The sequence below is a fragment of the Mycobacterium mantenii genome, assembly GCF_010731775.1.
Classification (GTDB): domain Bacteria; phylum Actinomycetota; class Actinomycetes; order Mycobacteriales; family Mycobacteriaceae; genus Mycobacterium; species Mycobacterium mantenii.
Genome location: NZ_AP022590.1, coordinates 2,524,264 through 2,543,588, shown reverse-complemented (window position 1 = coordinate 2,543,588; position 19,325 = coordinate 2,524,264). Strand labels below are relative to the sequence as shown.

Sequence of the window (19,325 nt, the reverse complement as noted above, 5' to 3'; positions counted from 1 at the left end):
GTCGATGTGCGGCTGGTGCCGGCCGCATTGACGTGTTGGTCGGTGACGGCCGGGGGGATCTGGTGGTCGTCCGGCCGGGTCCTCGCCTGGTGTTGCGTCGCGCTCATCGCCGCGTCCGGTGCACTGGCGTGGCGCGCGGTACACCGGCCCGACCGGGATGCGCGGCTACTTGCGTTCAGCGCCGGCATCGCAGCGATCGGTGTGGTCGGGGCGGGATACGGCTTCGCCGTTGCGCTGCGCACCGATGCGGTCGGTCGCCACCCGATCACCGCCGCCTTCGGATCAAGCGCTCCGGTCACGGTCACCCCCAGCGAGAGCCCGGTGTCGTTGGGCAGCGGCCGGTTGATGTTTCGGGCCACCCTGCAGCGCCTGCGCGCGGCGCAAATATCGGGCCCGGTCGTCGTTTTCGCGCGCGCCTCCGACTTCGGTGTCGTGCTGGTGGGGCAGCCGGTGCAATTCACCGCGCGGATCACCCGTCCGACCCGTCGCGACCTGACCGTCGCGGTGCTCAACGCGTCGGGCCCGCCGACCACCGGCACCGCGGGCGCCGTGCAACGGGCCGCTCACGGCGTGCGCAGCCGATTCGCGGCCGCCGTCCGTGACGCGCTGCCCGGCGAGCAGGCAGCGCTGCTGCCCGCGCTGGTGCTCGGTGATACCTCGGCGGTGCCGAGCGAAACGAGCCGCGACTTTCGTGCGGCCGGCATGACACACCTGATGGCCGTATCGGGTGCCAACGTCACGATCGTCTGTGCCGCCGTGCTGTTCTCGGCCCGATTGATCGGTCCCCGGGCAGCCGTCGTGCTCGCCGCACTGGCGCTGGTGGCCTTCGTCATCGTCGTGCAGCCGACGGCAAGCGTCTTGCGGGCGGCGGTGATGGGCGCCGTCGCGCTGGCGGGAATGCTGTTTTCGCGCCGGCGGCAAGTCATTCCGGCGCTCGCCGCCACCGTGCTGGTGTTGCTGGCCGTCGCCCCCGCGCTGGCCGTCGACGTGGGGTTTGCGCTGTCGGTGGTGGCCACCGCCGCGCTGATCGTCATCGCGCCGGTCTGGTCGCGGCGCCTGGTGGGCAAGGGGTGGCCCAAGCCGCTGGCCGACGCGCTGGCCGTCGCCTGGGCCGCGCAGGTGGTGACCGCGCCTCTGGTTGCGGCGATCTCCGGCCGATTCAGCGTGGTCGCCGCTCTCGCGAATCTCGTCGTGGCCGCCGTCATCGCGCCGATCACGGTGCTGGGCACCGCGGCGGCCGCGCTCTGCGCGATATGGCCCGCGGCCGCACGACTGCTGATCCGGTTCACCGGCCCGGAGTTGTGGTGGGTGGACGGCATCGCCCACTGGGCGGCCACCATGCCTGGCGCCACCGTGCCGGTCCCGGACGGTATGCCCGGCATGGTGATCGTCGGCGGTGTCACGGTGCTGGCGGCGGTGCTGTGGCGGTGGCGACCCTTCCGCGTCGGGGCGGGGGTGGCTGCGCTGGCCGGGGTGGCCTGGGCGCTGTCCGGGCTGGGGTAGGACGGGCCTCGGGCTGTTGGATCCCCGGGCGGCGTGGTCGGTGGGTCGTGACACCATCGTGGGGTGAGCGAGCTTTCGCCGTTGCACCTGGTCCTGGGAGACGAGGAACTGTTGGTCGAGCGGGCCGTGGCCGACGTGCTGCGGTCGGCGCGGAAACGGGCCGGCACCGACGACGTTCCGGTCAACCGGATGCGGGCGGGCGACGTCAGTACCTATGAGCTCGCCGAGCTGCTGAGTCCGTCACTGTTCGCCGACGAGCGCATCGTCGTGCTGGAGGCCGCCGGCGAAGCGGGCAAAGACGCTGCCGCGGTGATTGTTTCGGCCGCGAGCGACATGCCGACGGGTGTGGTGCTGGTGGTGGTGCACTCGGGCGGTGGCCGGGCCAAAGCGCTGGCCACCGAGTTGCAGTCCCTCGGCGCCGTCGTACATCCGTGCGCTCGGATCAGCAAGCTCGGCGAGCGCGTCGATTTCGTCCGCAAGGAGTTTCGCGGCCTGCGGGTCAAGGCCGACGAGGAGACGGTGACCGCCATGCTGGACTCGGTCGGTTCCGATCTGCGGGAGTTGGCTTCCGCCTGCTCCCAGTTGGTCGCCGACACCGGCGGGGTGGTCGACGCCGCCGCGGTGCGCCGCTATCACAGCGGCAGGGCCGAGGTTAAGGGCTTCGACATCGCGGACAAGGCGGTGGCCGGGGATATCGAAGGAGCCGCCGAGGCGTTGCGGTGGGCGATGATGCGGGGGGAGCCGCTGGTGGTGCTGGCGGATGCGCTGGCCGAAGCGATCCACACGATCGGCCGGGTCGGGCCGCTGTCGGGCGATCCCTACCGGCTGGCGTCACAGCTCGGGATGCCGCCCTGGCGGGTGCAAAAGGCCCAGAAGCAGGCCCGGCGTTGGTCGCGTGACTCGGTGGCGTCGGCGATGAGGGTGGTGGCCGCGCTCAACGCGAACGTCAAAGGAGCGGTGGTGGACGCCGACTACGCCCTGGAATCCGCGGTCAGACAGGTTGCCGAGCTAGCGGCCGAGCGCTAGAGCGGCGCTGTGTCGGCCGATCAGGCCTCAGATCTTGTTGAGGACCTGCGCCAGCGCCGACTTCTTGTTCGCCGCCTGGTTCTTGTGGATCACGCCCTTGCTGGCCGCCTTGTCCAGCTTGCGGTTGGTCGACACCAGCAACTCGGCGGCCTTCTCCTTATCGCCGGCGTGGGCGGCCTCGCGGAACGCGCGGACGGCGGTACGCAGCGACGACTTCACCGACTTGTTGCGCAGGCGAGCGCGCTCGTTGGTCTTGTTGCGCTTCTGCTGCGACTTGATGTTGGCCACGCTGGAGTTCCTTCTTCGATGAGACGTTTTGTTGGGCGCCGGTTGATCACCACAGCGACTGCCCAGGTTATCAGTGAGTTACGTTTTCTCCCAAAATGGGAACACCTGGGCTGCCAGAACGTCGACTTGAGGCAGCATCTGAACAGTGAGTCTTAGCAACCAGCTTGACGACACCAAGCGGGGTTTTCGCGCTGTGCGTTCTGAGCGCATCTTCGACGGATACAACGTGTCGTCGGACGCCTACGAGATGGCGTTCGACGAGATGTTCGATGCCCAAGGCGCTGTCCGCGGCCCCTACAAGGGCATTTACGCCGAGCTTGCGCCATCGGACGCCTCTGAGCTGAAAGCTCGCGCCGAAGCGCTATCCCGCGCCTTCCTCGACCAGGGGATCACCTTCTCCTTGTCGGGCCAGGAGCGGCCCTTCCCGCTGGACCTGGTGCCGCGGGTGATCTCGGCCGCCGAGTGGAACCGGTTGGAGAGCGGCATCGTGCAACGGGTCAAGGCGCTCGAGATGTATCTCGATGACATCTACGGTGACCAGGAGATTCTCAACGACGGGGTCATCCCACGCCGCCTGATCACCTCTTGTGAGCATTTCCACCGTCAGGCGATGGGCATCGCCCCGCCCAACGGCGTGCGGATCCACGTCGCCGGCATCGATTTGATCCGCGATGACAAGGGCACGTGGCGGGTTCTCGAGGACAACCTGCGCTCGCCGTCGGGTGTGTCCTACGTCATGGAGAACCGGCGCACCATGGCGCGCGTCTTCCCCAACCTGTTCGCCACCCACCGGGTGCGCGCGGTCGACGACTACGCCTCGCACCTGCTGCGGGCGTTGCGCAACTCCGCGGCCACCAACGAGGCCGACCCGACGGTGGTGGTACTGACCCCGGGCGTCTACAACTCGGCATATTTCGAACATTCGCTGCTGGCCCGCCAGATGGGGGTCGAGCTGGTCGAAGGGCGCGACCTGTTCTGCCGCGACAACCAGGTGTACATGCGCACCACCGAGGGCGAGCGCCAGGTCGACGTCATCTACCGGCGCATCGATGACGCCTTCCTGGATCCGCTGCAGTTCCGCGCCGACTCGGTGCTTGGGGTGGCCGGCCTGGTCAATGCGGCCCGCGCGGGCAACGTGTCCATCTCCAGCGCGATCGGCAACGGCGTCGGCGACGACAAACTCGTCTACACCTACGTGCCCACGATGATCGAGTACTACCTGGGCGAGAAGCCGCTGCTGTCCAACGTGGACACGCTGCGCTGCTGGCTCGACGACGAACGCGAAGAAGTGCTGGACCGCATCGGCGAGTTGGTCCTCAAGCCGGTCGAGGGGTCCGGGGGTTACGGGATCGTGTTCGGACCGGATGCCTCCGAGAAGGAGTTGGCCGCGGCCGCCAAGAAGGTGCGCGACGATCCGCGGAGCTGGATCGCACAGCCGATGATGGAGCTTTCGACGGTGCCGACCCAGATCGGCAACACCCTGGCACCCCGCTACGTGGATCTGCGGCCCTTCGCGGTCAACGACGGCAACGACGTGTGGGTGCTGCCCGGCGGGCTGACCCGGGTGGCCCTGGTCGAGGGGTCGCGGGTGGTCAACTCCAGCCAGGGTGGTGGCTCTAAGGACACCTGGGTGCTGGCGTCGCGGGCGTCTGCGGGCGACCACGAGCTCGAGGCGGCGGAGGTGGTGCGTTCGTTGCCCACCTCGATGCCGGACCCGGCGGACGACGCGCCGCGGCTCACGTCGCTGACGTCCCAGCAGGCGCAACCCACCGAACCGCCCCGGCACGAGCAGCGACAGCGACAGCGACAGCAACAGCAACAGCAACAGCAAAGGGCGGTGCACGATGCTGGCACGTAACGCCGAGGCGCTCTACTGGATCGGCCGCTATGTCGAACGCGCCGACGACACCGCACGCATCCTGGATGTGGCGCTGCACCAGTTGCTCGAGGACTCCAGCGTCGATCCGGACCTGGCTTCGCGCCTGCTGCTGCGGGTGCTCGGTATCGACCCGCCGGATCATGACCTGGACGTGTGGTCGTTGACCGACCTGGTGGCCTACAGCACCAACACCCAGGGTGGCTGCTCGATCGTCGACGCCATCACCTCGGCGCGGGAGAACGCGAAGTCGGCCCGCGAGGTGACCTCCAGTGAGATATGGGAGTGCCTCAACACCACCTACCACGCCCTGCCCGAGCGCGAGCGCGCCGCGAAACGTCTTGGGCCACACGACTTCTTGTCGTTCATCGAACGGCGCGCGGCAATGTTCGCCGGCTTGGCCGACTCGACGCTCTCGCGCGACGACGGTTACCGCTTCATGGTGCTGGGCCGCGCGATCGAACGGGTCGACATGACGGTGCGGCTGCTGCTGTCGCGGGTCGGCGACAGCGCCTCGTCCCCGGCGTGGGTGACGCTGTTGCGTTCGGCGGGTGCGCACGACACCTACCTGCGCACCTACCGCGGAGTGCTGGACGCCGGTCGGGTGGTCGAATTCATGTTGCTGGACCGGCTGTTTCCGCGTTCGGTGTTCTATTCGCTGCGACTGGCCGAACACAACCTCGACGAACTGGTGCACAACCGGCAGAGCCGGATCGGGGCCACCGCCGAGGCGCAGCGGTTGCTCGGTCAGGCCCGCAGCGAATTGGAGTTCGTCCAGCCCGGCGTGCTGCTGGAATCATTGGAGAGCCGCCTGGCGGCGCTGCAGCGAACCTGTCGCGATGTCGGAGATGCCTTGGCGCTGCAGTACTTCCACGTGACGCCCTGGGTGGCGTGGTCGGACGCCGGCCAGCGCGCCCGACTGGTCAGCAGGAAAGGGGACGGCTGATGTGGCGGCTGCGGGTGGTGCACACCACGGGATACGCCTACCAATCGCCGGTGACCGCCTCCTACAACGAAGCCCGGCTGACCCCGCGGTCGAACACCCGGCAGAACGTCATCCTCAACCGCGTCGAAACCATCCCGGCGACCCGGTCCTACCGCTACATCGACTACTGGGGTACCGCGGTCACGGCGTTCGACCTGCACGCGCCCCACACCGATCTCACGGTGATGTCGTCCTCGGTCGTGGAAACCGAACGGGCCGAGCCACTCTCGGCGGAAGTGGGCTGGAGCGACCTGCAATCGGTGGCGGTGATCGATCGCTACGACGACCTGCTGCGCCCCACCGAGCACACCCCGGCCAGCAAGCGGGTGACGTCGGTGGGTAAAAAGATCGGCAAGACCCATGAACCGGCCGAAGCCGTTGTCGCCGCCGCGAACTGGGTGCGCGACGAACTGGAATACCTGCCGGGCACCACCAGCGTGCACTCGTCCGGGCTCGACGCGCTCAAGGCGGGCAAGGGCGTCTGCCAGGACTTCGTACATTTGTCGCTGATGTTGTTGCGCAGCATGGGAATTCCCGCGCATTACGTCTCGGGGTACCTGCATCCCAAACGCGACGCGGTCGTCGGGGACACTGTGGACGGGCGAAGCCATGCCTGGATCGAGGCGTGGACGGGTGCCTGGTGGAGCTATGACCCCACCAACGGCACCGAGATCACCGAGCAGTACGTCGGCGTGGGCGCCGGCCGCGACTACGCCGACGTCTCCCCGTTGAAGGGCATCTACTCCGGGGAGGGCGCCACCGACCTCGACGTGATCGTGGAGGTGACTCGGCTCGCCTAGCCGGGGAGCGAGCCCGCGGCGGTGAACCGACCCAGCGATACCGTTGCAGGGATGACTGATGCGGCCGAAGGCGCGGCTCGGCTCGAGAAGAACCGGCCCGGGCGTGGCGGGTCGCCCCTGGCGGCGCTGTCCCTGCTTTGTATCGGGCTGCTCATCGGCGGCATCTCCCTCGGGGTCGCCGTGGGCGGGATCATGCCGTTGCCGTACGGCCCGGCGGGCGCCGTCGCGGCCTACGTCCGCGCCCAGCCGGGGGCGGTGCGCATCATCGCCGTCGCGACGTTCGCGTCCTCGGTGCCGTTGGCGCTCTATGCGGCGCTGGCCGGTGCGCGGTTGAGGCAACGCGGGGCGGGCGCCGGGTCCACCGCGATCGCGCTGACGGGCGGCACGTTGGCCGCCGGTGCGCTCGGTCTGGCCGGACTGCTGGGCTGGGTGTTGTCGATGCCGGACGTCGCCGCGAACGCGGGGCTGGTCAGGGCGCTTTATCTGCTGGTCTTCCTCACCGGCGGCCCGGGGCACCTGGTGGCCTTGGGCCTGCTGGTCGGCGCCCTCGCGTTGCCCGGCAAGATATTGCTGCCCGGCCCGATCGCCCGGCTCGGTCTGGCGACGGCCGCCCTCGCCGAGCTGACGACGGTGGTGCTGATCTGGCCGGCGCTGGGCGTCATTTTGCCGATCGCCCGGGTCCTGGCGCTGACCTGGCTGATGGTGGCCGGCGTTGCCCTAACGCATGCGACGCAACGGGGTTCGGGAACCCCGCGAGCGGTCGCCGATGGCCGTCACGAGGGCGCGTCGACCTGAACGCGGAGCAGGTCGTCACCGAGTTCGATGCGACCGCCGAACTCCGTGGCCGCCAAGGCCCGCCACTGTTCTTCCTGACCGGGCACCAGTGCCGGCACGTAGTGCGTCATGACCAGGGTGCCCACCCCCGCGCGGGCCGCGGTCGCGGCCGCTTCCTGCACTGACGAGTGGTAATCGCAGATGTCCTGCAGCCGCTGCTGGGGGATGGTGGCGACGATGTCCTTGCGGATCACGGTGTGCACCAGCGCGCCGGCGCCCGCCGCCAGCTCGTCCAGGCCTGCGCACGGGACGGTGTCACCGGCGAGCACCACCGAGGCGCCCTGGTAGTCGACGCGAAATCCGATGGTCGGGGCCACCGGCCGGTGATCGGTGGGGGCCACCCGGATGGCTACGCCGTCGCGGTCCCAGACGCCGCCTTCGGTGTATTCGTGGACGTCCACCGCCGGCGGCTCGTTGATATCGCTGTGGTGGGCGATCCGGTAGCCGATGTCGTGGCGGAACGCGTTCAGCGTGGCCGCGACCGCCTCGGCGGTGCCCGGCGGTCCGATGATGGGGAGCGGCACCGGATCGGGGGTAAAGGTGCTGATCCACCGCGTGATGAGGACGTCGCCGAGGTCGCCGATGTGGTCGCTGTGCAGGTGGGTGAGCAGCAGCGCGGATAATCCGGCGGCGCCCACGCCGACCGCGGCCGCACGCTGCAGCACGCCACGCCCGCAATCGACCAGGAACACCTGCCCGCCCGCGCGCACCAGAGTTGACGGCCCGGCGCGGTTCGGGTCGGGGATCGGACTTCCGGTTCCCAGCAGCGTGACCTCGATCATGGCCCTATCTTGCAAGCCCGCGGTGCCCGGAGTGGCTCAATCGGCCGATCGGCGCGGCATTCACCGAATGGACACGATCTGTTTGCAGGTTCTGTTAGTGGCTTTTCCGCCGCGCGAGTTAGCCGTAGCCTGATGTGAAGCGGATCACAAACCGGTGGAGGCCTCAATGCGGATAGCGGATGTCTTGCGGAACAAGGGCGCGGCGGTGGTGACCATCAACCCGGATGCGACGGTTCGCGAGCTGCTTGCGGGGCTGAGCGACCAGAACATCGGCGCCATGGTCGTGGTCGGCGACGAAGGCGTGGTCGGCATCGTGTCGGAGCGCGACGTGGTGCGTCAGCTGCACACTCACGGGGCCAGCGTGCTGTCTCGGCCGGTGTCCAAGATCATGACGTCCATGCTGGCCACGTGCACCAAGACCGACGAGGTCGACGCGATCAGCGTGTTGATGACCAAGAATCGGGTGCGGCACGTGCCGGTGCTGGACGGGAAGAAGCTGATCGGCATCGTCAGCATCGGTGACGTGGTGAAGACCCGGATGGAAGAACTCGAGGCCGAGCAGCAGCAGCTGCAGTCCTACATCACCCAGGGCTGATCGGCCCCCTCGCTGAACGTGCACTCAGCGCGGAAATTCCGACGTTTTCTTCGCCGTAGGTACACGCGCGGCGAACGTCAGTCGGCCCCCTGCGTCGACGGACTAGCGCCAGGAGTAGTCGGCGCGCAATCGGGCGGCCACCACATCGAAGGTCTCGCGATCCAGAATGGCGCCCTCGCGGCGGATGCCCTCTTCGGGGACGTCGAGCACCCGGTCCAGCCGGACCCAGCTCTGCCTGCCCTCGTAATCCCATGAGCCAGAACCGATTCCGACCCAGTCGGGGTCCGCGGCGTGGCGCTCCTGGCTGGACACCATCAACCCCAGCAGCACGCTGCGGTCGCGCCCCACGACCAGGACGGGACGATCCTTGCCCTGGGTGGGATCGTCCTCGTAGACCACCCACGTCCAGACGATCTCGCCGGGATCGGCCCGGCCGTCCAGGCTCGGCGCATACACCAGCCTGCGAGCCCGCTGCGCGGTCGGGAGGCTGGCGTTGGTCACCGGCCGGCCGCTGACGGGCACGTCGGCGGGAGGCGGCGCCACCGCGGCGATGACGTTCGCGGTGATCCGCACGGCCTGCTGCAGTTCGCGCAGCACGGTCTGGGAATTCTGCACCTGCCGGACCAGGCGCGGAGCACCGTTGAACACCAGATTCTCGGCGAACCGCTGAAACGTCTTCCACTGGGATTTCCGGGGAGACGCCATATTCGCAGCATAGACGCGAGCGGCGGCGTGCGATTGTGTCCAAGTAGGTCCAGACGGCCCTGTCTGGATACGCTGGACATACCCGCGAACCGCCCCGGAAACGGCCGCGACGCGCCCCGTCAAGCTTGCACGCACCAGGAGATTCCCATCAGCAATTTCGCCGACAAGACCTTCACTGCGCCGGCGCAGATTCGGAATTTCTGCATCATCGCCCACATCGACCACGGGAAGTCCACGCTGGCCGACCGGATGCTCCAGCTCACCGGCGTCGTCGACGAGCGGTCGATGCGGGCCCAGTACCTGGACCGGATGGACATCGAGCGCGAGCGCGGGATCACCATCAAGGCGCAGAACGTGCGCCTGCCGTGGAAAGTCGGCGACACCGAATACGTACTGCACCTGATCGACACCCCGGGCCACGTCGACTTCACCTACGAGGTGTCGCGGGCGCTGGAGGCGTGCGAGGGCGCGGTGCTGCTGGTCGACGCCGCGCAGGGCATCGAGGCGCAGACGCTGGCCAACCTCTACCTGGCGCTGGACCGCGACCTGCACATCATTCCGGTGCTGAACAAGATCGACCTGCCCGCCGCCGACCCCGACCGCTACGCCGCCGAGATCGCCCACATCATCGGCTGCGAGCCGGGCGACGTGTTGCGCGTCTCCGGCAAGACCGGCGAGGGCGTCGCCGACCTGCTCGACCACGTGGTGCGTGAGGTGCCGCCGCCGCAAGGTCAGGCGGACGCGCCGCTGCGGGCCATGATCTTCGACTCCGTCTACGACATCTACCGCGGTGTGGTGACCTACGTCCGGGTGGTCGACGGCAAGATCACCCCGCGCGAACGCATCGCGATGATGTCCACCGGCGCCACCCACGAATTGCTCGAGGTCGGCATCGTCTCGCCCGAACCGAAGGCCAGCGGCGGCCTGGGCGTGGGCGAAGTGGGCTACCTGATCACCGGCGTCAAGGACGTCCGCCAATCCAAGGTGGGTGACACCGTGACGACCGCACGCCACGGCGCCGCCGAGGCGCTGACCGGATACCGCGAACCCAAGCCGATGGTCTACTCGGGTCTGTATCCGGTGGACGGTTCCGACTACCCGGATCTGCGCGACGCCCTGGACAGGCTGCAGCTCAACGACGCGGCCCTGACCTACGAGCCGGAGACCTCGGTGGCGCTGGGCTTCGGATTCCGTTGCGGCTTCTTGGGTCTGCTGCACATGGAGATCACCCGCGAGCGCTTGGAGCGCGAGTTCAACCTGGACCTGATTTCGACGTCGCCCAACGTCGTTTATCGCGTGATCAAAGAGGACAACACCGAGATCCGGGTGACCAACCCGTCGGACTGGCCGGAAGGCAAGATCCGCGAGGTCTACGAGCCGGTGGTCAAGACCACGATCATCGCGCCGAGCGAATTCATCGGCACCATCATGGAACTGTGCCAGTCGCGCCGCGGCGAGCTGGGCGGCATGGATTATCTGTCACCCGAACGGGTCGAGCTGCGCTACACCATGCCGCTGGGCGAGATCATCTTCGATTTCTTCGACTCGCTGAAGTCGCGCACCCGCGGCTACGCCAGCCTCGACTACGAGGAGGCCGGCGAGCAACAAGCGCAACTGGTCAAGGTCGACATCCTGTTGCAGGGGGAGGCCGTCGACGCGTTCAGTGCGATCGTCCACAAAGACGGGGCCTCGGCGTACGGCAACAAGATGACCACCAAGCTCAAAGAGCTCATTCCGCGCCAGCAGTTCGAGGTGCCCGTCCAGGCGGCCATCGGATCGAAAATCATTGCGCGCGAGAACATTCGCGCGATCCGCAAGGATGTGTTGTCCAAGTGCTACGGCGGCGACATCACCCGTAAACGCAAGCTTCTGGAAAAGCAGAAGGAAGGCAAGAAGCGGATGAAGACCATCGGGCGCGTCGATGTGCCGCAGGAGGCGTTCGTCGCGGCGCTGTCCGCCGACGCCGCGGGGGACAAGGGCAAGAAGTAGCCATGCGGATACAGGGCGCGGCGACGGCGCTGATGGCGGTCGCCGCAGTGGCGACGGGCTGCGGCGGGGTTGTGGCGGGCACGGCGAAGCCGGCGCCGAACCTGAAGCCGCGGCCGATCAGCGGCGCAACGGTCAAGCAGGTGCTCCTCGACGGCGCGACGCTGTCGCGGATGCTCGATCAGACCTTCGTGGCGCGGGATCCGGCCGAATTCGGCGGACCCGAAACGCTTTACGACGTCAAGCGATCCATGTCGCAGGCCGGTTGCCTGGGCGTGACGGCGATGCTGCAGAAGGACGTGTACGGGTCCGCCGACGTCAAAGATGTTGCGTCGGAGTCGTGGTGGAACAACGGCGAACCCGCACAGGTGATCACCGTCGAAGAGGGCGTGGTCTCGCTCTCGTCGCCGTCGCAGGCCCAGGCGCTGCTCGCGCAGTTCTCCGGGCAGTGGCAGCAATGCAACGGCATGACGACGTCTGAACAAAGCGGCCCGATCAGCACCACGAACGTCATCAGCGATGTCCGCGTCACGGATTCCACCATCGCGGCGACCAAGACGGCGACATCGATCCTGCCTAACATGCCGCCCCTGCGGCCCACCCCGCAGGCGCGCGCCATCGGTATCCGGTCGAACTGCCTCGTCGAGGTCCAGGTGGTGTTCTTCGGCGGGCGACGGTCCTCCGATCCGGGATCGGCCGACATCAACTCCAGCGCCATCGACATCGCGCACGCCCTGATGGACAAAGTCAGCGCGCTGGGCTGACGCGAGCAGACTGCCGGTACAACGGCGCCGGGAAGGGCATTGACACAAGTGACAAGCCGCTGGTGTTCGGTCGCCCTGGGGGCGGTGGTGCTGGCGAGCGGGTGCACCGCAACGACCGGTGGCAAGGCGGGACCGGCGCCGACCTCGGTGCCGCACGCGCTGACGGGCCCAATCATCAAGCGGGCCTTGATCGATGGCGCCGCATTGGCGAAGCTGCTCAACCAGCCGTTCCAGACCGCCCCCAAAATTCTCGGAGTTCGGCGGCAGCGACAAATTGGGAAGCGCGTGGGAGAACGCGCAGCCCGCCGACTGCCTCGGCGTGGTCCACATGATGCAGCGGGGGCCGTATCGCTCCGCGCCGATTCAAAACACGGTCAGTGAAATATGGGACCACAACGGTACTTCCGTGAAGGTCGACAACGTCGACGAGGGCATCGTCGCGTTGCGGACGGCCGCAGACGCCAACGCGTTGTTCGCCGCGTTCGCCGCACAGTGGCAGCACTGCGATGGCACCACGGTGACGACGCCGCCCGTCGATGTGTACGGCCAGAACGCCATACCCGACATACGCGTCACGGATTCGGTTGTCGCGGCCACAGTCTCGATGGGGTCGGGCCCGCACTCGATCTTGACCACCATCCCCGAAGCCCGGGCCCTGGGCGTGCGGGGCAATTGTTTGGTCGAGGTCATGGTCAGCTTCGTTCCCACCTCCTACCCGGGAGACGAGGGGACCGGCGACATCAACACCAGCGCCATCGACATCGCGCACGCGGTACTCGACAAACTCAGCACCCTGATCTGACACGGCCTCACCATCGGAAACCTGAGACATGCCTGACGTTGCGCTGTGTCCTCGGTGTGGCATGCGGTGTGCCCGTCGCCGCGAACGTAAAGTCCAGTTAAGGCGGTATCAAACGGGCTAGTGGATCGGGAGGCACGGCAAGAAGTGTGAGGACCGGTACGAGTAACTCCCGGCGCGTCGGTGCCCTGATGGCCATCGTGATGCTGGCCTCGGGCTGCTCCGTGGCGGTCGACGGCACGGCGCGGCCGGCGCCCGGCGCCGCACCGCGATCGCTCAGCGGATCGACCATCAGGCGGGTGCTGCTCGGCAAGAGTGCGCTGTCGCGAATTGTCAGGCAGCCACTGAATATTGATCCCGGATTCCCACCGAGTTTCGCGGGCCCCGAGTCGCTGCCGGGGGACAGGTCGGCGTCGCCCGACGACTGCATCGAAGTTGCGGTGATGCTGCAGCAAAGCGCCTACCGATACCGGAAGGTCAGAAGCGTCGCGCAGGAGACGTGGCGGCCCGAGTCCACGACCGCCGCGGTGGTCAGGGTCAAAGAGGGGGTGGTCGACTTGCCGACGCCCGACGACGCCGGGGCGCTGTTCGTGACGTTTACCAGGCAGTGGCAACGCTGTGAGGGCAAGACGGTTCCCCTGACCGGTGGGGCGTTCAGGCTGAAGGCGAAGGTGAACGAAGTCCACGTTGAAGCTTCGGTTCTCGCGGCGACGACGTCGATCGAATTGGACTCGCCGAACCAGCTTCTCGACGATTCCCTGCCGGTCGGACGGGCCATCGGTGTGCGGGACAACTGCCTCATCGAAGTCGAGGTCGACTTTGCGAGCATGCCGGACCGGACACCCCGGCAACTAGACGATGTCGACGCCAGCGCACTTGACATCGCGCAGATCATGCGGGACAAAATCGGCGCGCTGCGCTAGGCGGGCGCTGCGGCGCTTACGTTGTCGCGCACCATTTTTCGGCGCCCAACATGACTGCGCGGCCCTTCGCCACTACATCGGCGCGTTGGCGGGCTGGAACATCCCGGAGCCGTCGGCTTCCTCCTCGGCGCGGATCACGTGGACCACCGCGTTGATTAGCGCCAGGTGCGTGAACGCCTGCGGGAAGTTGCCCAGCTGCCGGCCGGTGCGCGGTTCGATCTCCTCGGCGTAGAGGTGCAGCGGGCTGGCGTAGGACAGCAGCCGCTCGCACAGGCGTTTGGCGCGCCGCACCTCGCCGATCTCGACCAGCGCCGAGACCAGCCAGAACGAGCAGATCGTGAAGGTGCCCTCCTCGCCGGACAGCCCGTCGTCGGTTTCCTCGACCCGGTAGCGCAGTACCAGGCCCTCCTGGGTGAGTTCGTCGGCGATCGCCAAAACGGTGTTGCGCACCCGCGGGTCATCCGGCGGCAGGAACCGGGTCAGCACCACCAACAGCAGCGAGGCGTCCAGCGCGTCGCTGCCGTAGCGCTGAGTGAAGACGCCGCGGGAGTCCACGCCGTGCTGCAGGATGTCGTCCTTGATCTCCTCGGCGATCGCCCGCCACTGCTGGGCGTAACTCTTCTCGCCCTGCCGCTGGGCCAGCTTGGCGCCGCGGTCGAGCGCCACCCAGCACATCACCTTCGACGACGTGAAGTGCTGCGGTTCTCCGCGCACCTCCCAGATCCCGCGGTCCGGCTCGCGCCAGTGCTTGATCGCCTCTTCCACCTGCTTTTTCAGCACCGGCCACAACGTCTCCGGGACTTGCTCGCGCGACTTGGCGTGCAGGTAGAAGGAGTCCAGGATGGAGCCCCAGATGTCGTGCTGGATCTGGTCGTAGGCGCCGTTGCCGATGCGCACCGGGCGGGCGTGGTCGTAACCGGACAGGTGGTGCAGCTCTTCTTCGACCAGACTGCGCTCGCCGCCCACGCCGTACATGACCTGCAGCGGGTGCCGCTCGTTGTGGTTGGCGCCGGAGACGTCGGCGATGAAGGCGAAGAAGTCGTCGGCCTCGCGGTCCAGTCCGAGCGTGTACAGGCCCCACAGCGCGAACGTGGAGTCGCGCACCCAGGCGTAGCGGTAGTCCCAGTTGCGTTCGCCCTGCGGTGTTTCCGGCAGCGACGTGGTGCTGGCCGCCAGCAGCGCTCCGGTGGGCGAGTAGGTCAGGCCCTTCAACGTCAGCGCACTGCGCTGCAGGTATGCCCGCCACGGGTGGTCGGGGAAGTTGCCGATGTTGATCCACTGCCGCCAGCACTCGGTGGTCTGCCACATCTTGTCGGCGGCTTCCTGGTAGGTCTGCGGTGCCGGGTGCTTGGTCCAGCTCAGAGCGACGAACACGTCGTCGCCCTCTTTCATCCGGGTGCGCGCGCGTGCCTCCCGGCCTTCCAGCCCGATCCGCAGGTTGCTGGTGAGCCGCAGCGTCGGGTGAGCGTCGGGTTCCCTGGTGGCGCGTGCGACGGCCTCGCCGTACGCGTTGGCGGAGTACTCCCAGCTGGCGCCGATGCGGTGGTAGTCGAACGCGGGCTCGCAGCTCATCATCAGTTCGACGGTGCCGCTGACGCAGCGCACCGTGCGCAGCAGGATGTGCTCGGCATCCCAGTCCATCGGGGTGCGGCGATGCGTCCGTGACCGTCGTTCCAGATCATGCCAGGGGCCCATGACCAGCGCGTCGCGCACAATCAGCCACCCGGTGTGGGTCTGCCAGGTGGTTTCCATGATGAGGCTGCCGGGCAGGTACCGGCGGGCCGAGGGCACCGAGACGCCGTAGGGACCGAGCCGGAAATGGCCGGCGCTGCGGTCCAGGATCGCGCCGAACACGCTGGGGGAGTCCGGCCGGGGCACGCACAGCCATTCCACCGACCCGGCCGGCGAGATCAGGCAGGTGGTTTCCCAGTCCGACAGGAACGCATAGTCGGCGATCGGCGGGAATGGGTTCCGCAGGGCTGCGCTGGGGGCGAGCGGTCCGGGCGTGCGCAGGTCGATGGACGACGACATCGTCGTTGCGGGAGCAGCTTCGAACGCGTCCTCGGGCATGGCTTCGTCCGAGTGGGCCGGCTGGTCTTCGGGCTGGGCATGCAGAACCATCTGGACATCATCGCTGCTCAGCGATCCCGCGTCCAACGTTTCGCCAACCGCGGCGTTGCGCGCTGCACATTGGTCTTCGGCGGCCGGGCCGAATAGGGTGAGCCACGTGAACGCGTTCCTCAATTGGTGGGACGGCAACGAGCTGTGGCTTTCCGGGCTGCCCTTCGTACTGCAGGCGATGGTCGTGATGCCGATCGTGCTGGCGGTGGCCTACGCCACGGCGGCCGTGCTGGATGGCCTGCTTGGTAGGGGCATCAAGCTGATGCGCCGTGCCCGTCACGCCGACGGGACGCCCGGGTAACGCGCATGCCCCGGTCGCACGTGACGCTGGTGCTCGGCATCCTGGTTGCGCTGGTGGTCATCACCTGGTTGGTCACCCATTTGATGCATCGCTGACGCGCGCGCCGAGCCACCGTCGCGGTGGCGGCAACGTCAATTCCTGTTAGGCTTCCCGCCATGCGCATGGCAATCGGCATTCCAGGGTGCTATGCCTTCGTGCACTGTTGTCGCTGACTCCCAAACCCGTGCGCGGTCTGGTCTGGAGTTTTCGAATTCTCCTGAAGTTCTAGGTGCCCTTCCGCAGAAACGGGACCGCAATCCCATACGTTTCGCACCGGAAGGCCCTCAATGGACATCAGGACCGCATCGCGCTGGCGGCCCGTCCTTGCCCTTGCCCTGATTGCCGGCGTCGTCGCCGGATGCCACGGCGGCGCCAGTGACGCCGTCGGTGGCGGCGGGCTGCCCAACGCCCGCACCAGCATCACTCTGGTCGCCTACTCGGTCCCAGAACCGGGGTGGAGCAAGATAATTCCGGCGTTCAATGCCTCCGACGAGGGCAAGGGCGTGCAGGTGGTCACCTCCTATGGGGCCTCCGGTGATCAATCCCGCGGTGTCGTCGACGGCAAGCCGGCCGACGTGGTGAACTTCTCCGTCGAACCCGACATCGCTCGGCTGGTCAAGGCCGGCAAGGTTTCCAAGGACTGGAATGCCGACGCCACCAAGGGAATTCCGTTCGGCTCGGTGGTCACGCTGGTGGTGCGCAAGGGCAATCCGAAGAACATCAGGGATTGGAATGACCTGTTGCGGCCCGGCATAGAAGTCATCACCCCCAGCCCGCTGAGTTCCGGATCGGCCAAGTGGAACTTGCTTGCGCCGTACGCCGTCAAGAGCGAAGGCGGCGCCCACAGCGACGCCGGTGTTGATTTCATCAAGAAGTTGGTGACCGAACACGTCAAATTGCGCCCCGGATCGGGGCGGGAGGCCACCGATGTCTTCGTGCAGGGCAGCGGCGACGTGTTGATCAGCTACGAGAACGAGGCCATCGCCACCGAGCGGGCGGGAAAACCGGTCGAACACATCAACTTGCCGCAGACCTTCGAAATCGACAACCCGGTGGCCGTGGTCAACACCAGCCCGCACCTGGATGCCGCGGTTGCCTTCAAGAACTTCCAATACACGGCCGCGGCCCAAAAGGTCTGGGCGCAGGCCGGTTTCCGCCCGGTCGATCCTGCCGTCGCCGCCGAATTCCGAAACCAGTACCCGGTACCGGCGAAACTGTGGACCATCGCCGACCTGGGTGGCTGGAGCACGGCGGATCCGCAGCTGTTCGACAAGACCACCGGCAGCATCACCAAGGTCTACACGAAGGCCACCGGATGACGGCCATCACGCCGGACCCGCTCGCAATCCGGCCCGAGCTCGGCGGCGACGTGCCACCGCCTCCCGGGCGTGGCCGCGGGACCACCGCCCTGCGGGTCGGCGCGGCCACGGTGTGGCTGTCGGTGATCGTGTTGCTGCCGCTGGCGGCGATCGCTTGGCAGGCCGCGGGCGGCGGCTGGCACGCGTTCTGGCTCGCGGTCTCCTCGAATGCCGCGCTGGAGTCGTTCCGGGTGACCCTGACGATCTCGGCGGGGGTCACGGTGCTCAACCTGATCTTTGGCCTGGTGATCGCGTGGGTGCTGGTGCGTGACGACTTTCCGGGCAAGCGCCTCGTCGACGCGATCATCGATCTGCCCTTCGCGCTGCCCACCATCGTCGCGAGCCTGGTGATGCTGGCGTTGTACGGCAACAACAGCCCGGTCGGTCTGCATCTGCAGCACACGTCATGGGGTGTGGCGGTGGCGCTGGCCTTCGTCACGCTGCCGTTCGTGGTGCGCGCCGTGCAGCCGGTGCTGCTGGAACTGGACCGCGAAACCGAGGAGGCCGCGGCGTCGCTGGGTGCCAGCGGCCCGAAGATCTTCACCTCCGTGGTGCTGCCGTCGCTGCTGCCCGCGTTGTTATCCGGTGCGGGCCTGGCGTTCTCGCGGGCGATCGGCGAATTCGGATCCGTGGTGCTCATCGGAGGTGCGGTGCCGGGCAAGACCGAAGTGTCGTCGCAGTGGATACGAACCTTGATCGAGAACGACGACCGCACCGGTGCCGCCGCGATATCGATTGTGCTGTTGTCGATTTCGTTCGTTGTGCTGCTCATCTTGCGAATCGTGGGTGGACACGCGGCCAAACGAGAGGAACTGTCCGCATGACATCGTCTGCGGGGGTGCGCTATTGGTTGCGGTTCATCGCGCTCGGATACGTCTTCGTGCTGCTCGTCGTCCCGGTGACGTTGATTCTGTGGCGGACATTTCAACCCGGGCTCGGTCAGTTCTACGCCTGGGTGAGCACCCCCGCGTCGATCTCTGCGCTGAATCTGACGCTGCTGGTCGTGGCCATCGTGGTGCCCCTCAACGTCATCTTCGGTATTCCCACCGCATTGGTCCTCGCGCGCAACAGGTTTCGCGGTAAGGGCGTGCTGCAGGCGGTTATCGATCTGCCGTTCGCGGTCTCGCCCGTCATCGTGGGCGTCGCGTTGATCGTGTTGTGGGGGTCTGCCGGTGCGCTCGGGTTCGTGGAGAAAGACCTCGGGTTCAAGATCATCTTCGGCCTGCCGGGAATCGTGCTGGCCAGCATCTTCGTTACGCTGCCGTTCGTGGTCCGCGAAGTCGAGCCGGTGCTGCATGAGCTGGGAACCGACCAGGAGGAGGCCGCCGCCACCCTGGGTTCGGGCTGGTGGCAGACCTTTTGGCGGATCACCCTGCCATCCATCCGGTGGGGTCTGACCTACGGCATCGTGTTGACCATCGCACGTACCCTGGGGGAATACGGTGCCGTGCTCATGGTGTCGTCGAACCTGCCGGGGAAGTCACAGACGCTGACATTGCTTGTCTCCGACCGGTACAACCGCGGTGCGGAATACGGCGCCTACGCGCTGTCGACGCTGCTGATGGGAGTTGCCGTGCTGGTGCTGGTTTTCCAGGTGGTGCTCGACGCGCGCCGCGCACGAGCGGCGCGACAGGCCTGAC

Annotated in this window: 18 protein-coding genes and 1 pseudogene; 15 read left to right on the top strand and 4 right to left on the bottom strand. The window is 67.3% G+C overall.

Features of this window, described 5'->3' with window-relative positions; all coding sequences use genetic code 11:
- Positions 1-6 precede the first annotated feature (6 nt).
- Both G6N50_RS11475 and holA read left to right on the top strand, forming a co-directional pair.
- Positions 7-1,503, top strand: a complete 1,497-nt coding sequence (locus tag G6N50_RS11475; RefSeq protein WP_163650955.1) for a ComEC/Rec2 family competence protein — start codon at positions 7-9, stop codon at positions 1,501-1,503.
- An 81-nt stretch (positions 1,504-1,584) separates the two neighbouring features.
- Positions 1,585-2,529, top strand: coding sequence for a DNA polymerase III subunit delta (holA, locus tag G6N50_RS11470; protein WP_142275606.1), 945 nt, complete (start codon positions 1,585-1,587; stop codon positions 2,527-2,529).
- A gap of 27 nt (positions 2,530-2,556) precedes the next feature.
- On the opposite strand, the gene rpsT is transcribed toward holA, so the two are convergent.
- Positions 2,557-2,817: a 30S ribosomal protein S20 gene (gene rpsT / locus G6N50_RS11465; RefSeq protein WP_066862701.1), complete on the bottom strand. Its 261-nt coding sequence runs from the start codon at positions 2,815-2,817 to the stop codon at positions 2,557-2,559.
- Positions 2,818-2,962: 145 nt separating this feature from the next.
- On the opposite strand from rpsT, the gene G6N50_RS11460 reads away from it, so the two are divergent.
- Genes G6N50_RS11460 through G6N50_RS11445 form a run of 4 tightly spaced genes read left to right on the top strand, consistent with a single transcriptional unit; the run spans position 2,963 to position 7,273 of the window.
- Positions 2,963-4,675, top strand: coding sequence for a circularly permuted type 2 ATP-grasp protein (locus tag G6N50_RS11460; RefSeq protein WP_083096093.1), 1,713 nt, complete (start codon positions 2,963-2,965; stop codon positions 4,673-4,675).
- On the top strand, positions 4,662-5,639 hold the full coding sequence (locus G6N50_RS11455; protein WP_083096091.1) for an alpha-E domain-containing protein: 978 nt from the start codon (positions 4,662-4,664) through the stop codon (positions 5,637-5,639). The genes G6N50_RS11460 and G6N50_RS11455 overlap by 14 nt, the downstream gene beginning before the upstream one ends.
- The gene (locus G6N50_RS11450; RefSeq protein ID WP_083096089.1) at positions 5,639-6,478 is read left to right on the top strand and encodes a transglutaminase family protein; all 840 of its coding nucleotides are present in this window, start codon (positions 5,639-5,641) and stop codon (positions 6,476-6,478) included. Before G6N50_RS11455 ends, G6N50_RS11450 begins: the two co-directional genes overlap by 1 nt.
- A 51-nt stretch (positions 6,479-6,529) precedes the next feature.
- The gene (locus G6N50_RS11445; protein ID WP_083096086.1) at positions 6,530-7,273 is read left to right on the top strand and encodes a hypothetical protein; all 744 of its coding nucleotides are present in this window, start codon (positions 6,530-6,532) and stop codon (positions 7,271-7,273) included.
- Here the strand turns inward: G6N50_RS11445 and G6N50_RS11440 are convergent.
- Positions 7,252-8,094, bottom strand: coding sequence for a ribonuclease Z (locus G6N50_RS11440; RefSeq protein ID WP_083096083.1), 843 nt, complete (start codon positions 8,092-8,094; stop codon positions 7,252-7,254). The genes G6N50_RS11445 and G6N50_RS11440 overlap by 22 nt on opposite strands.
- 166 nt (positions 8,095-8,260) lie before the next feature.
- Between G6N50_RS11440 and G6N50_RS11435 the strand changes: the two genes are divergently transcribed.
- Positions 8,261-8,689, top strand: coding sequence for a CBS domain-containing protein (locus tag G6N50_RS11435; protein WP_067830401.1), 429 nt, complete (start codon positions 8,261-8,263; stop codon positions 8,687-8,689).
- Between the two features lie 102 nt (positions 8,690-8,791).
- Here G6N50_RS11435 and G6N50_RS11430 read toward each other — a convergent pair whose 3' ends face one another.
- Complete coding sequence (locus tag G6N50_RS11430) at positions 8,792-9,394, bottom strand: type II toxin-antitoxin system PemK/MazF family toxin (protein WP_083096080.1); 603 nt, start codon at positions 9,392-9,394, stop codon at positions 8,792-8,794.
- On the opposite strand from G6N50_RS11430, the pseudogene lepA reads away from it, so the two are divergent.
- The 4 genes and pseudogenes from lepA to G6N50_RS11410 all read left to right on the top strand — a co-directional run bounded on the left by lepA (position 9,376) and on the right by G6N50_RS11410 (position 13,866).
- A pseudogene (lepA, locus tag G6N50_RS11425) lies at positions 9,376-11,383 on the top strand (translation elongation factor 4). The gene G6N50_RS11430 and the pseudogene lepA sit on opposite strands and share 19 nt — an antisense overlap.
- A gap of 2 nt (positions 11,384-11,385) precedes the next feature.
- On the top strand, positions 11,386-12,144 hold the full coding sequence (locus G6N50_RS11420) for a sensor domain-containing protein (protein ID WP_083096077.1): 759 nt from the start codon (positions 11,386-11,388) through the stop codon (positions 12,142-12,144).
- Between the two features lie 193 nt (positions 12,145-12,337).
- On the top strand, positions 12,338-12,946 hold the full coding sequence (locus tag G6N50_RS29350; RefSeq protein ID WP_332108051.1) for a sensor domain-containing protein: 609 nt from the start codon (positions 12,338-12,340) through the stop codon (positions 12,944-12,946).
- Between the two features lie 188 nt (positions 12,947-13,134).
- Positions 13,135-13,866, top strand: coding sequence for a sensor domain-containing protein (locus tag G6N50_RS11410; protein WP_083096075.1), 732 nt, complete (start codon positions 13,135-13,137; stop codon positions 13,864-13,866).
- A gap of 72 nt (positions 13,867-13,938) precedes the next feature.
- On the opposite strand, the gene G6N50_RS11405 is transcribed toward G6N50_RS11410, so the two are convergent.
- Complete coding sequence (locus G6N50_RS11405; RefSeq protein ID WP_083096115.1) at positions 13,939-15,987, bottom strand: glycoside hydrolase family 15 protein; 2,049 nt, start codon at positions 15,985-15,987, stop codon at positions 13,939-13,941.
- Between the two features lie 106 nt (positions 15,988-16,093).
- Here G6N50_RS11405 and G6N50_RS11400 point away from each other — a divergent pair, with 106 nt between their 5' ends.
- From G6N50_RS11400 to cysW, 4 genes are all read left to right on the top strand, one after another.
- A complete protein-coding gene (locus G6N50_RS11400) occupies positions 16,094-16,288 on the top strand; it encodes a hypothetical protein (RefSeq protein ID WP_083096072.1) in 195 nt (64 codons plus the stop codon).
- A 326-nt stretch (positions 16,289-16,614) separates the two neighbouring features.
- Positions 16,615-17,646, top strand: a complete 1,032-nt coding sequence (locus tag G6N50_RS11395; RefSeq protein WP_083096071.1) for a sulfate ABC transporter substrate-binding protein — start codon at positions 16,615-16,617, stop codon at positions 17,644-17,646.
- Between the two features lie 26 nt (positions 17,647-17,672).
- A complete protein-coding gene (cysT, locus tag G6N50_RS11390) occupies positions 17,673-18,509 on the top strand; it encodes a sulfate ABC transporter permease subunit CysT (protein ID WP_372509936.1) in 837 nt (278 codons plus the stop codon).
- Positions 18,506-19,324 carry a sulfate ABC transporter permease subunit CysW gene (cysW, locus tag G6N50_RS11385; RefSeq protein ID WP_083096067.1) on the top strand — a complete coding sequence of 273 codons (819 nt, stop codon included), beginning with the start codon at positions 18,506-18,508 and terminating at the stop codon, positions 19,322-19,324. The genes cysT and cysW overlap by 4 nt, the downstream gene beginning before the upstream one ends.
- The last annotated feature ends 1 nt before the right edge of the window (position 19,325 follow it).

What these genes read in the sequence shown, in the direction of transcription:
- G6N50_RS11455 (WP_083096091.1), top strand. Translation starts at nt 4,662, where the DNA reads ATGCTGGCACGTAACGCCGAGGCGCTCTACTGGATCGGCCGCTATGTC.
- G6N50_RS11450 (WP_083096089.1), top strand. Translation starts at nt 5,639, where the DNA reads ATGTGGCGGCTGCGGGTGGTGCACACCACGGGATACGCCTACCAATCG.
- G6N50_RS11445 (WP_083096086.1), top strand. Translation starts at nt 6,530, where the DNA reads ATGACTGATGCGGCCGAAGGCGCGGCTCGGCTCGAGAAGAACCGGCCC.
- G6N50_RS11440 (WP_083096083.1), bottom strand. Translation starts at nt 8,094, where the DNA reads ATGATCGAGGTCACGCTGCTGGGAACCGGAAGTCCGATCCCCGACCCG.
- G6N50_RS11435 (WP_067830401.1), top strand. Translation starts at nt 8,261, where the DNA reads ATGCGGATAGCGGATGTCTTGCGGAACAAGGGCGCGGCGGTGGTGACC.
- G6N50_RS11430 (WP_083096080.1), bottom strand. Translation starts at nt 9,394, where the DNA reads ATGGCGTCTCCCCGGAAATCCCAGTGGAAGACGTTTCAGCGGTTCGCC.
- G6N50_RS11420 (WP_083096077.1), top strand. Translation starts at nt 11,386, where the DNA reads ATGCGGATACAGGGCGCGGCGACGGCGCTGATGGCGGTCGCCGCAGTG.
- G6N50_RS29350 (WP_332108051.1), top strand. Translation starts at nt 12,338, where the DNA reads ATGGCGCCGCATTGGCGAAGCTGCTCAACCAGCCGTTCCAGACCGCCC.
- G6N50_RS11410 (WP_083096075.1), top strand. Translation starts at nt 13,135, where the DNA reads ATGGCCATCGTGATGCTGGCCTCGGGCTGCTCCGTGGCGGTCGACGGC.
- G6N50_RS11405 (WP_083096115.1), bottom strand. Translation starts at nt 15,987, where the DNA reads ATGGTTCTGCATGCCCAGCCCGAAGACCAGCCGGCCCACTCGGACGAA.
- G6N50_RS11395 (WP_083096071.1), top strand. Translation starts at nt 16,615, where the DNA reads ATGGACATCAGGACCGCATCGCGCTGGCGGCCCGTCCTTGCCCTTGCC.
- cysW (WP_083096067.1), top strand. Translation starts at nt 18,506, where the DNA reads ATGACATCGTCTGCGGGGGTGCGCTATTGGTTGCGGTTCATCGCGCTC.